11 protein-coding genes are annotated in these 12,700 nt (G+C 71.7%); 2 read left to right on the forward strand and 9 right to left on the reverse strand.

Annotated elements, in window-relative coordinates:
* Window positions 1-42 precede the first annotated feature (42 nt).
* The gene (locus ACH442_RS07235; RefSeq protein ID WP_396337046.1) at window positions 43-942 is read left to right on the forward strand and encodes a MerR family transcriptional regulator; all 900 of its coding nucleotides are present in this window, start codon (window positions 43-45) and stop codon (window positions 940-942) included.
* A gap of 35 nt (window positions 943-977) precedes the next feature.
* Here ACH442_RS07235 and ACH442_RS07240 read toward each other — a convergent pair whose 3' ends face one another.
* The 7 genes from ACH442_RS07240 to ACH442_RS07270 form a co-directional block, all read right to left on the reverse strand.
* Window positions 978-1,670: an HAD family hydrolase gene (locus ACH442_RS07240; protein WP_396337047.1), complete on the reverse strand. Its 693-nt coding sequence runs from the start codon at window positions 1,668-1,670 to the stop codon at window positions 978-980.
* A 24-nt stretch (window positions 1,671-1,694) separates the two neighbouring features.
* Window positions 1,695-2,840, reverse strand: coding sequence for a non-hydrolyzing UDP-N-acetylglucosamine 2-epimerase (wecB, locus tag ACH442_RS07245; protein ID WP_396337048.1), 1,146 nt, complete (start codon window positions 2,838-2,840; stop codon window positions 1,695-1,697).
* A complete protein-coding gene (locus tag ACH442_RS07250; RefSeq protein ID WP_396337049.1) occupies window positions 2,837-5,107 on the reverse strand; it encodes an ATP-grasp domain-containing protein in 2,271 nt (756 codons plus the stop codon). The genes wecB and ACH442_RS07250 overlap by 4 nt, the downstream gene beginning before the upstream one ends.
* Window positions 5,104-6,387, reverse strand: coding sequence for a glycosyltransferase (locus tag ACH442_RS07255; protein ID WP_396337050.1), 1,284 nt, complete (start codon window positions 6,385-6,387; stop codon window positions 5,104-5,106). The genes ACH442_RS07250 and ACH442_RS07255 overlap by 4 nt, the downstream gene beginning before the upstream one ends.
* A gap of 41 nt (window positions 6,388-6,428) precedes the next feature.
* Window positions 6,429-7,166 (reverse strand): PIG-L deacetylase family protein, encoded by a 738-nt coding sequence (locus tag ACH442_RS07260; RefSeq protein ID WP_396337051.1) that lies wholly within the window; start codon window positions 7,164-7,166, stop codon window positions 6,429-6,431.
* Between the two features lie 6 nt (window positions 7,167-7,172).
* Entirely contained in the window at window positions 7,173-7,715 is a 543-nt protein-coding gene (locus tag ACH442_RS07265) for an LPXTG cell wall anchor domain-containing protein (RefSeq protein WP_396337052.1), read from the reverse strand.
* Between the two features lie 378 nt (window positions 7,716-8,093).
* Window positions 8,094-8,501: a hypothetical protein gene (locus ACH442_RS07270; RefSeq protein ID WP_396337053.1), complete on the reverse strand. Its 408-nt coding sequence runs from the start codon at window positions 8,499-8,501 to the stop codon at window positions 8,094-8,096.
* Window positions 8,502-9,106: 605 nt separating this feature from the next.
* On the opposite strand from ACH442_RS07270, the gene ACH442_RS07275 reads away from it, so the two are divergent.
* Entirely contained in the window at window positions 9,107-10,453 is a 1,347-nt protein-coding gene (locus tag ACH442_RS07275; RefSeq protein ID WP_396337054.1) for a PHB depolymerase family esterase, read from the forward strand.
* Between the two features lie 196 nt (window positions 10,454-10,649).
* Here ACH442_RS07275 and ACH442_RS07280 read toward each other — a convergent pair whose 3' ends face one another.
* Window positions 10,650-11,669, reverse strand: a complete 1,020-nt coding sequence (locus ACH442_RS07280; RefSeq protein WP_396337055.1) for a 5'-3' exonuclease H3TH domain-containing protein — start codon at window positions 11,667-11,669, stop codon at window positions 10,650-10,652.
* Between the two features lie 9 nt (window positions 11,670-11,678).
* Complete coding sequence (locus tag ACH442_RS07285) at window positions 11,679-12,476, reverse strand: SDR family oxidoreductase (protein WP_396337056.1); 798 nt, start codon at window positions 12,474-12,476, stop codon at window positions 11,679-11,681.
* Between the last annotated feature and the right edge of the window lie 224 nt (window positions 12,477-12,700).

Raw genomic sequence — 12,700 nt, forward strand, 5'->3', positions numbered from 1 at the left:
ACCCTTGACCCGGACCCTGGGGTACGGGTTTAGGGTTCCGCCATGCGGGTGGGGGAGCTGGCGCGCCGGACCGGGACGACGATCCGGGCGTTGCGGTACTACGAATCGGTCGGTCTGGTGGTGCCACGGCGGCTGAGCAACGGCTACCGGGAGTACGAGCCGATCGCGGAGCGCCAGGTCGCCCAGATCCGTGAGCTGATGACGCTCGGGCTGGCGGTCGAGGAGACCCGGCCGTTCGTCGAGTCGATCGCCGACGGTGACGAGGATGTCTGCGCCGCGGCGTTGGCGACCTTCCGCAGTACGGTCACGGGCCTGCAACAGCGCATCGGTGAGCTGACCGCCCAGCGGGACGCGCTCGACGCCCGCATCGACGACGCCGCCCGTCGCGTCGTCACCGCCGCGCCGCTGACCGAAGGTGATCCGAGTCGGCTGGTCGGCTCGACGCTTCCGCCGCTGCGCTTCTACGGCAGCGACGGGCGTCCGGTCGACCTCGGTGATCTCGGACCGGGGCGGACGGTCATCTTCGTGTACCCACTGACCGGACGTCCCGGCGTGGACCTGCCGCGCGGGCTGCTCGAGGTGCACGGCGCCCGGGGCAGCACCGATCAGGCCATCTGGCTGCGGGATCACCACGCCGAACTGCTCGCGGCGGGCGCCTCCCGGGTTTACGGGCTGTCAGCGCAGTCGACCGGATATCAGCGGGAGCTCGCCCATCGGCTGCGACTGCCGTACCCGCTGATCCCCGACCCGAAGCTGACCCTCGCCGCGGCGGCCGGGCTTCCGACCCGTACGTCGGGAGATCTTGCCCTGTATGACCGACTGACTCTGATCATCGCCGACGACGTGGTCGAGCACGTGTTCCACCCGATCCCGGACCCGGCGTCGCACGCCCTCGACGTGATGTCGTGGCTGACGAAACTCAGGCCGAGGCGCGCACCGTGACCCCGACCGGCAGCGCCACCCCGGACGGGTCGTCGCTAGATCAGCAGGGCAGCGGCGGCCGGGAGGTCGGCGACCACGGCGGTGGCGGCGGGGGAGTCCGGAACGTGGGCGTACTCGCCGGTCTGCACGCGGATCGAGCGGGCCCCCAGAGCGGTGGCTATCGCCACGTCCTTGCCGGGGCGGTCGCCGATCACCACCAGGTCGGCCGGGGACACGCCGAGGATGGCGGCGGCCCGCTGCAGGCCGCTGGGGTGGGGCTTGCGGGTGGCCCGGCCGCCCAGTTCGTCGGTGATGACGATGGTGGTGAACGCCTCGGACAGACCGGTGGCGGCGAGCTTGGCCCGCTGGATGACCGGGTTGCCGTCGGTCAGGCAGGCGAGGGGATACCGGGAACCGAGCTGGGCCAGGGCCTCGGACACGCCCAGGTAGCGGGGGAGACGCCGGGGGCGGTAGGTGGTGAACGCGGCCACCAGCGTGGGGACCAGATCCGTGGCCCGATCCGGTCCGATGCCGTAGGCGGCCAGGGCGCGGTCGATGGTGCCGCCCCGATCGGAGCCGGCGAGGAGTTCGCGCCGGACGGCCCGGCCCAGACGGATCGGGTCGAGGCCCGCGGTGGCCCCGGCGCGACCCACCGCGCGGGCCGCGCCGTAGAGGTACGCGGCCTGCGGGTAGAGCGTGTCGTCCAGGTCGAGGACGACCGCGGCGGGTGGCGGGCCGAAATCGGTCATGCGGGTCTCCCTGCAGTCGGCGGTTCAGGCGACCCAGGGAAGGGTGCCGTCCGTGTAGTCGGGTTCGTCCAGGGCCAGCAGCGGGGTGATCGCCGGGCCGGCGAGGAGGCGGGCGATGCGGGTGCCGGTGCGACCATCGCCGTACGGGCAGGGGAGTCGCGCGATCCGGGCCAGCTCGGACGGGGTGCTCAGGCGGTGGGCGGCGTCGACGGCCCGGGCCGCTTCGGCGTCGGAGGAGATGCCGGTGAGGACGGCGGCGCCCGTTTCCACGCCCTCCCAGCGCGGGGTCGAACGGCGCAGCACCACGACCGGCACACCCAGGTAGGCGGCTTCCTCCTGCAGGCCGCCGGAATCCGTGACCACCACTCGGCTCTGCGCCAGGGCGTGCAGGAGATCGTCGTACGGGAGCGGGTTTTTGCAGGTCAGGCCGGGTAGGGCGGTGAGCTGGGGCAGGAGGCCGTGCTGGGCCAGCCGGTCCCTGGTGCGGGGGTGGATCGGGAAGCGCACCGGACCGATCCCGGTCAGGCGGCCGAGGACGTCGACGAGGCGCCGGAGCCGCGCCGGGTCGTCGACGTTGGAGGCTCGGTGGGCGGTGACGAGGACGCCGGTGCGGTCCGCGGGCGGCACCGGGCGGATGCCGTTGGCGCGCAGCGCGTCGATGACCGGGTTGCCGACCACGAAGATCCGCTCGGCCGGTACGCCCTCACTCGCCAGGAACGCGGCGGCCCGCGCAGTCGGTGCGAAGTGGAGCTGGGCGGTCGCGGCGGCCACCCGGCGGTTGACCTCCTCCAGGCTGCGCGGGTTGAAGCTGCGCAGGCCTGCCTCCAGATGGGCGAACGGGATGCCGGCGCCGCGGGCGGCGAGAGCGTACGCGGGGACGGTGTGGGTGTCGCCGAGAGCGAGCACGAGGTCGGCCGGGTGGGCGGCGAGCGTCTGCGTGGCGCCGGTGATCAAGGCGGCGAGGCGGCTCGGGCCGTCCGGGAGGGGGAGGCGTACGTCGGGGAGCAGGCCGAGGGCGCGCTGGACGTCGCCGCTCATCGCGGCGTCCTGGTGCTGACCGGTATCGATCGTGGTGACGTGGTGGCCCTCGTCGCGCAGGGCGTGGACGACCGGGGCCAGCTTGATCACCTCGGGGCGGGTGCCGAAGGGGACCATGACGTGTCGCTTCATCGGGTCGCTCCCAGGTCGGTCGCCATCTCGGCGCTGAACGACGAGATGTCCGACATCGGCGAGGCCGGAGTGGGCGCGGCGTCCGTCACACCGGGATAGTGCGGAGCCGTGACCGGGGTGCCGTGCGTGGTCGTGGCGGGCGCGGGAAAAGCGGGTACGGCGTCGTCCGGAAGTGCCGGAGCGTCGTAGAACACCTCGGAGAAGTGCCGCGCCATCCGCAGGTTCGCCCGGAACCCCAGCGACGGCAGCGCCGCGTGCGGATTCAGGATCCCGTGCAGGTACGTGTTCACGACGTCCGCCCCGGCCGCCAGCGTCAGCGGCAGCCCACCCGAGAACCGCGGGTTGACCTCGACGATCGTCACGTCCCCGAGCTCGGAGACGAAGCCCTGCACGTTGGCCGGCCCGGTGTGCCGGACCGCGCGCAGCGTCGCCGCGACCACCTCGGTCACCGCCAGTGACGCGAACGTCGTGCCCTGCACCGAGATCCCGCCGCGCGTCTCCTCCCGCCAGCGGGGCACGCACGCGACCATCCGCCCGTCCCGGTCGACGAGCGCGTCCGCGGTGAACTCGCGCCCGGTCAGCCGGGTCTGCACGATCGCCTCGGGTACCTGCGCGAACGCGTGGGACAGGTCGCGCGGGTCGTCGACGAGGATCACGTCGCGGCTGCCACGGCCACGGGCCGGCTTGACGACCCACGGGCCGGGCACCTGGTGTGCGGTCTCGGCGGTCCAGGCGGTGACCGGGTGCGGCACGCCGGCCTGGTGCAGCGTCGTCGCGAACGCGATCTTGTCGAGGCAGATGCCGGCGTGTTCCGGGATCCAGGTGCGGGTGCCGAGTTCGGCGAGCGGGCCGGTGAGCGGGATGAGCGCGGCGTACTCCTCGGCAACGGTGCCGATCAGGGCGGCCGGGTGGTGCCCGGCGATCACGGCGAGCAGCGCGGCGGCGTATCCGGGCTGGTCGGCACGGGGGAGCACGGCGGCGTGGGCGGTGAGTCGCAGGCCGACGGCGTCGGGGTTGGCGTCCAGCGCGAGCACGTTCTCGCCGGCCGCCTGGAGGGCACGGATGACCGCGACCCCGGCGGGACCGCCGGCGCCGGTGACCGCGACGAGCCGCCCGCCCGAGGTGACCGAAATTGCGGAGATCGGCGCCGAAGTGGCCGACGCGGGCGCGCCTACGGCCGGGCCGGCGGTCGACGCGGGCGCGCCGGTGACCAGCCCGGCAGTCGACGCGGGCGCGCCGGTCGCGGAGCCGGGGGCCGAAGCGGGCAGATCGCCCCCGGCCGCCGCCTGCATCAGCCACGCGCGGGCCCACAACCGCAGCGCCACCACGTCACCCGAGTGCACCGGCTCCCACTGCCGTTCCGCCACCGCCGCGGCCAGCGCGTCCAGCACCGAAGCGTCCGTCTCGTACGACGCCACCGCGAGCAGCGTAGCCGTGTGCACCCCGAGCCCCTTGGCCGCCAGCTCCCGGATGATCTGCGCCCGCCGCGCGGGGTTCTCGTGCCCCACCCGGTAGTCGATCCGCCGCTGCTCGCGCCGCTTCGCGAGCCGCCGCGACAGCGCCTTCGGCAGCACCCGCCGGTGAACGAAAGCGGCCACCTGCACCCGCGGCGCCGCGGGCTCCTTCTCGACCGGGACCCGGTGACCCAGACCCGGCTTGGCCCACGCGGCGGGCCGGTCGGCGGTGTGCCGTCCCGAGCGGTCCTGCTCGGCGCGCTGTGCGTCGTACATGGTCAGTCCGATCATGATGAGCAATCCGAATAGGGTGTACGCGAAGTTGATGACCGCGCCGATCCAGTCGTGGAAGAAGATCAGCGCGTCGACGGCCAGGTAACGTCCGGCCAGCAGGGACAGGACGAGGCGCAGCTGGTTGGCGGCCAGCACGAACACGCTCGCGGCGACGAACCCGGGCAGCACCTGCGGCCGTTGGCGCAGCGCCACGCCGGCGAGCGCGGCCAGTGCCAGGACACTGCTGAGGATCGTGCAGCTCCCGGTCATCTCGGCGACGACCGGTTCCATCCCGGGCCCGAAGACCACGAACGAGTCGCCGAGCACGCCGGAGATCCGGTCGACCCCGATCAGGTCGATGATGCGGGACGCGAGTGCCACCTCGACATGGCGGGCGTAGTCGACGAACAGGACGTAACCGCCCACGCAAAGGCCCACGGCGGCGAGCATCTCGACGAGGACGAGCCGCCGGCGGCGTACTGTCGCCGGGGCTTTCCGGCGCCGGGACTCGCGATCCAGCCGGCGGGTGAAACGGCTCATGTCACCCCTGACCGGGCGGTTTTCACCCAGGCGTAAGTGGTGCCCCACATGCCCTCGAAATACGCTTTCGTCGCGGTCAGGATCGACATGCCGAACGCCGGGATGAACCCGACGAGCATCCACACCGCACGCCGTTCCACCCGGCCCAGCACGAGACCCACCGCCAGTTCGCAGAACGGGCCGGCGAAGAGCAGCGCCGACAGCGACACCATCTGGATCGCCGACGAGTCCCCGATGCCGAACGCGTGCAGCGCGATCAGCAGAAGTCCCAGCCCGCACAGCACGGGGACGTGGTAGACCCAGAGGAAGAGAATGGTCTCCAGCTTTTCCATGGGCGACAGATGAGGCGTACGGAGAATGGGCCGCCAATAGTCACGAAGGCATTTCTGGTGTCCGCGCGCCCACCGGTACCGCTGTTTCCAGAACCGCTGCGACGAGAGAACGGCCTCCTCGAAGTCGACCGCCGAGGGGTCGTACCGGACGCGGTAACCGTCGAGCAGCAACCGCAATGTCAGATCGGTGTCCTCCGTGACCGTTTCCGGGTTCCACCCGCCCAGTGCCCGGATCAGTGACGTGCGTACGGCGCAGTTGGCTCCGCCGTACGCGGGAAGCTCGAAAAGTGCTTGGCGGCCGTATTCGTTGACCAGGTAACCGGACAGATAGTCGATGAAGATGGTCGACGCCAGCGACGATTCCACGCCGTTGCGCACCACGCAGCGCCCCATGACCGCGCCGACCTTGGCGTCCCGGAAGTGGCGCACCAGCCGGCGCAGCACGTCCGGCTCGGGCTGATGGTCGGCGTCGAAGATCACCGCGATCTCCGAGTCGGTCAGCGCCAGCGCGTCGTTGAGCGCGCCGGACTTGCCGCCGCCCGCGCCCGGACGCCGGTGCAGCACGCGCAGCCGCGGGTCGGCCGAGGCCCGGGCGTCGAGCCGGGCGCCGGTGCCGTCGGTCGAGGCGTCGTCGACGACCACGACGGTCAGCCGGTCGGGCGGGTAGTCGAGCGAGAGCAGCGCCGACACCATGCCGTCGACCACGAGTTCCTCGTCCTTGCAGGCGACGAGGACGGCGACGGCCGGCGTGAACGACTCGACGCCCACCAGGGGCGCGTTCAGGTCACGCTCGGCCCAGCGGGCGGCCGAGACGGCGAATCCGAGGTGCCGGAAGAAGAAGATCAGGAAGATCACGTTGAGCGCGGTGGCAACCCAGCCGAGCGTGCGGTCGACGCCGAACAGCGCCAGAACTCCCACGAACACGACGAGGTGCACGGCCAGCGCCACTCGGAAGTGTGTCCGCGGAGGCCGGTGGCGTCCGCCTGCTCTCATGCCACCCTCTGATCCCCAAGGGCCGACATATCGGAAGAAGCGACCTCGAAGGCCGACGCCTCGGAAGCAGCGGCCTCGAACGACGGCATCTCGGTCGTGTAGAGGCCCAGCTGCGGCGGCGGCGCCAGATCCCAGACGAACCGGGACGGCACGAACGCCTCCGCGAACCGCACCCGCGCCTGCGCCCCGAAGTGCCGCGCCGACGCCGCCACCACCTCCGGGTCGACCATCGCGGAACTCTCCACCTGGCTGCGGTGACAGGCCAGGGCGGCGAGTTTCCGGTCGAGGTGGGCGGAGATGTCGACGTACAGGGAAGGCTCGAACTTGATCGTCGAGGGGCTGCGATAGTGCAGCACCCGACGGCTGTGACGGGCCGCGGAGAGCGTCGCGGCGGCCACCGCGCGATGATCCTGGTGCGAGTCGTCCGGCGCGTGGACGTAGACGACGTCGGCCTCGGTCTCCCGGATCGCCGCCTCGATCAACGCGATCGTGGACGCGTCGGCGGGCACCGCGCAGTCCTGCAGCCGGCCCCAGATCAGCAGGCAGTCGAGCCGGCGCGCGGCCGCCTCGGCCTCGGCACGGCGGGCCGAGATGTCGCCGGGACCGTTCTGACCGCCGGTGACCACCAGCATGGTCACCGCGTCGCCGGCCGCCCGGTGCGCGGCGAGCGTGCCGCCGCAGCCGAGCTCGATGTCGTCGGGATGAGCCCCGATCGCGAGAACGTTACGCATCATCTCCGGTCAGGCCGCCTTGCGGCGCTTGCGCCAGAAGACGAACGCGGCGACCACACCGGCCATGATCAGCGCGATCAGCGGACCGCTGCCGTTGCCGCTGGCCGGCAGGCTGACGTCGGCGCCGCAGGTCGGCTTGTTCCAGCTCGCGGTGACCGTCTTGCCGCCGACGGTCCAGGTCGCGGCGGTGTCCTTGGCCAGCCAGCCGGTCGCGAACGTCGCCTTGTGCGTGCCCGGCTCGAACCGCGTGGTCACCTCGGCCGCGGTGCTCCGGGTGCTGCCGCCGTTGAGCACGACCTTGTTGTTGTCGCCGGCCGCGATCGTGCCGGCCGAGTTCGCGGTGCTGACGTAACCGAAGATCGCCCGGTACGTGTTGTCCTTGCTGTTCTGCAGCACGCAGTCGCAGGTCGGAGTGCCGGCCAGGGTCTTCCAGGTCGCGGCGGCCGCGCCCGTGTTCACCATCAGCGCGGCGGTGATCGCGACCACCAGCGCGGCGGCGCCGGCGGCGATCAGGGCCCCGCGGCGGCGGAGCGACGATCGTACGGAACGCATGGTGGTACCTCCGCGGTCGGTGGTGGTCGCGATCTCTCCGATCGGTCGCATCCCCCGGCTGCTGAGGCCACCCCGGTTGCTTCCCGGTTCCCCCGGTTACGTCGCCACGGTCACCGGGCGCCCGGCGCGTTCCCGGGCGACCGGCCGGAACGGGCGCTCGAAGAGCCCGGCGAACAGCGTCGCGGTCAGCACCGCGGCGGGCACCGCCAGCACGGACCACCCGCTGCGCCCCCGGCAGCGCCCGCAACGCACTGAGCACCACGTCGGCGGTGTCCCGCCGGTCCGCGAAGTCGCTGCTCACCGGTCGCTCCGGCAGCACCGCCGCGGGAACCTCGAAGCGCCACAACCGGCGGCCGGCCCGCCAGGCGGCCCGGACCATCACCTGCCGCGTGTACGCCTCCGGATCCCCGTCCGGATGCAGCCGGCGCCACGCCCGATACGTCTTGACCAGCGCGCCCTGCGCCAGATCCTCGCCGTCACCACCGTCCACCCCGCCGGGATCGGCAGCTGCATCGCGCCGGCCACCATCATGCCGTTCTCGACCCGCGGCGTCGCCGACTGCTCGATGCCCGCGTTCGCGGTCGGCAGCGGCGCGCTGCCCAGCATCCGCTGCCCGGTCACCAGACCGCCCACGAGCAGCCCGAACGTCACGACCCCGGCCAGCACCGTCGCCGTCCGCCGCCGCGCCGCGCGCCCACGCCGGACGACCGCCCCGACCGGGTCCCGGTCCTCCGGTTCCAGCCCGGCCACCGCCTCGTCCAGCAACTGCCTGATGCGTTCCGTCACCGCTCACCCCACGCGTCGTCCGCCGCCCGTCCCCCTCTCGAAAGACACCAGCCCCGGCAAAGGTTCCAGCGGTCCATCAACAAGATTCAAGATCAACCGCGGTTTCCGGTACGCCGTGAGGCCGCGCCCGCCCAGCCCCACGCGACCCCACCCCGGGTCCCTCGCAGCCGCGCCTCACCCTCCCGGCCGGCTCTCACAGTGGTGGCGTGCCCGTCCACCGCTGCCGATCATGCCCATCTCGGCCTTGCCCCCGCCCGCCGCGGAAGTCCGGAGCGGCTCGGGGCGTAACCGGGATCTGAGATCAACGGCCGGATCCGGCCGTTCCTGGGGCAACCCTGAACTTCCCGGATCGCATCCACGACGAAAGATCACCGCATCGGCTCGTAAATACGGCCACTTCTATCGAGCGAATCACCGAAACTTCCGGAATCTAACCTCGCGTGCCCGCAGGCATTGTCGCTGCTCGATTCGGGCGATCGAAGATCGATTGCCGCACCGAGCACATATTGAGTGTTGCAATTGCCGAAACATGCTTGTTACGTTCCGGTCCGATCAGGATCAGTCCGGCGGCCCCATCCCCATCCCCTCCCGCTAAGGAACCGTTCATGAGAAGACACTGGCGCCAACTGCTGGCCTCGGTGGCGGCGATCCTCGCCGCCCTGGTGGTGACCACCACGCTCGTCCCCGCGTCCCCGGCCTCCGCGGCGTCATTGACCGAGGTCACCGGTTTCGGCACCAATCCCACCGGCATCCGGATGTACCTGTACGTCCCCGACCGGCTACCCACCAGGCCGGCCGTGCTGGTCGCCGTGCACTACTGCACCGGCTCCGGCCCGGCGTTCTACTCCGGCACCGAATTCAAAACCCTTGCTGATCAGTACGGTTTCATCGTCATCTACCCGTCCACGGTCCGCAGCGGCAACTGCTGGGACGTCTCGTCGGCGGGCGCGCTGACCCACAGCGGCAACAGCGACCCGGTCGGTATCACCTCGATGGTCAAATACGTCCAGCAAAGGTACGCCACCGACCCGTCCCGTACCTTCGTCGCCGGCGCCTCGTCGGGCGCCATGATGACAAACGTCCTGCTCGCCGACTACCCGGACGTGTTCGCCGCAGGCGCCGCGTTCATGGGCGTGCCGGACACCTGCTTCCAGGCCACCGCGGGCAACCCTGCCGACCCCACCCAGCAGGCCGGCTGGAACAGCGCCTGCGCGAACGGCCAGGTCAGCAAGACTCCCGCCCAGTGGGGCGACGCGGTACGCAACTCCTACCCCGGCTACACCGGCCGCCGCCCGCGCATGCAGCTGTGGCACGGCACCGCCGACACCACGCTGAACTACAACAACTTCGGCGAAGAGATCAAGCAGTGGACCAACGTGCTGGGCGTCAGCCAGACCCCGGTCAAGACGGACACCCCGCAGTCCGGCTGGACCCGCACCTGGTACGGCGACACCTCAGCCCAGCCGCCGGTCCAGGCGATCAGCCTCGCCGGCGTCGGACACTCCCTGCCGATGTCCGGCCAGGCCAGGATGGCGATCACCTTCTTCGGCCTGGACAGCACCTCGGTCCCGCCGTCCTCATCGCCGTCGTCCCCGTCCCCGTCCTCGTCCCCGTCCTCGTCCCCGTCGTCCTCTCCCCCCGCGTCGTCGCAGCCGCCGCTCCCCTCGGGGTGCACCGCGTCGATCTCGCTGAACTCGTGGACCGGCGGCTACGTCGCCACGGTCACCGTCACCGCGGGCTCCTCGGCGATCAACGGCTGGACCGTCGGGACCACCCTCCCCTCGGGCTCAGCCGTCACCAACTCGTGGAGCGCCACCGGCAGCAGCACCACCGGCGCCGTCACCTTCACCAACGTCGGCTACAACGGCACCGTCGCCGCCGGCCAGAACACCCAGTTCGGTTTCCAGGGCACCGGCACCGGACCGGCCTCCGCCACCTGCACCGCCCGCTGAGCAGCCACTGACCGGCAACGTCATCTGACACCGGCGGATACGCGCCACCGTATCCGCCGGGCTCGGCGACGCCCGCAGGCATGCCACGTCGTGGCCGCATGCTGCTGGACGGCGGCGGTCACATCCGCCTCGGACCTGGTCTCCGCGTCGCGCGCGGCGACCAGCCGCGCGCCGCGGCCCGGACCGCGGGCAACCGCTAGAAGAGGGCGGTCTGGCCGGGGATGGGGTCGCGGCGACCGGACATCGAGCCGTGCAGGACGCGTGGCTTCAGCGTGTGCGCCCACGCCGGCAGCGGCTCGGGCGGTGCTTCCGGCAGGGACTCGATCGGGGCGTCGCCGCCGACCAGGGACCACAGGGACGGGCCGAGGTTGATGCCGTGCTCGCGCAGGGCGCGGCGGATCACCAGGTAGTCGAGGGGGAGCCGGGCCGATTCGGGGCTGGGCACGGGCAGGTCGTGGCGCATCGCCATCAGCCGGCGGTTGCGGGCGACGATCTCCCGGGACACCGGGTCGCGGAAGCTGGTGGCGGCCTGCTCGCCGACGGCATCACGCAGAGTAGCGGGATCGACCTCCCAGGCGGCGTCGACCGAGCCGAAGACCTCGAGCAGGCGGGCGGCGGTGCGGGCGCCGAAACGACGTACCCCCGGAAGGTTGTCGGAAGGATCGCCACGCAACGCGGCGAAATCCGTGTACTGCCAGGGGTGAACGCCGTAGAGGCCGGGCAGGGACTCGGCGTCGACGAGGACCGAGCGGTCGAAGCCGCCGTTGCGGATGCGCAGCACCGACGTGGTGTCGTCGATCAGCGCGAACGCGTCCCGGTCGCTGGTCATCAGCACCGAGCTCCAGCCCAGCGCCCGGGCGGCCGCGGCCGAGCTGGCCAGGACGTCGTCCGCCTCGTAGGCCGGGGGCACGACCGTGCCGACGCCGCAGGCGCGCAGCAACTCCGGGGCGAGCGTCAGCTGGCGGGTGAGGTCGGCCGGTTTCGGCGGGCGGTGCGCCTTGTAACCCGGATGGTCGACGCGGCGGGCCGAGTCGTGCGGGCAGTCGAAGCCGACCACCACCGCGTCCGGCCGGAGCTGGGCGGCGGCCCGGGCGAGGTAGCCGATCAGGCCGCGCAGGGCGGGCGCGGGCTCGAGCGAACCGTCGCTGGCGTGGAACGCCCGGTGCAGCAGACTGTTCCCGTCGAGAACCAGCAGCAACCCACCCGTGTCCGGCACCCGATGAGCTTACCGGCTCAGGTCGTGCTTACGGTGAGTGATCTTTTCCACCAGCCGGACCGGCGCGAGACGCTGCATGGCGAAGGCGAACGGGGCGTTGCTGCCGACGGCGTACCGCTGCTTCGGTTTCTCCGCCTCGATGGCGGTGACGATGGTCGCGGCGACGCGCTCGGGCGAGGTGCCGTCCTTCTCGTTGCGATCAAGAGCGGTCAGCATCCGCTGGAACTCCGGCCCGTGCGGCGAGCCGGGAGTGACGTACTGCGTGCGGCGCTCGCTGATCCCGGTGCTGATCGAGCCCGGTTCGACGGTGGTGAGCCAGACACCGTACGGCGAGTACTCGTGCCGGGCGCCGCTGGCGAAGCCCTTGATCGCCGCCTTCGACGCGACGTAGGACGAGCGGTAGGAGAGCGGGAACGACGCCAGCATCGACCCGATCATGACGACCCGGCCGTAACCGCGCTCGCGCATCCCGGGCAGCGCGAGCTGGGCCAGCCGCACCGGGCCGAGCACGTTCACCTGGAACAACCGTCGCAAGGCGTCCATCGGCAGCTCCTCCAGGGGGCCGGACTGGCTCTCCCCGGCGTTGTTGACCAGGACGTCGACGTCCTTCAGGAGCACGCCCAGGTCGTCGATCGAGTCGTCCGACGTCAGGTCCAGCGCGACGTACTCGACGCCGGCGACGCGTGTGGTGATCGACTCCGGATGCCGGCTGGTGCCGAGCACCCGGTAGCCGCGCCGGGCCAGCGTGGTGGCGGTGGCGAGGCCGATTCCCGAAGACGCTCCGGTGACCAGTGCGGTGCGCTGCATCGCAGCACCATAACCGCTCCCGCGGCGTCGGCGGTGAGAGACGCGCGCGGCGAGAGATCGAAAGCCGCCGTTTCTCGCGCCACTGCCCACAAACCGAAAATCACTGCTTGCGTACGCCGTGAGCCGGCTCGCCGTCCCGCGGCGGTGGGTTCTGTCACAACGTGAGCGCCGTTGCCGGAATGTTGTGGAAAAGGAGCTTTCCCATGATCGGTAGGGGCGTTAGA

The organism is Actinoplanes sp. NPDC020271, from assembly GCF_044388125.1.
Taxonomy (GTDB): domain Bacteria; phylum Actinomycetota; class Actinomycetes; order Mycobacteriales; family Micromonosporaceae; genus Actinoplanes.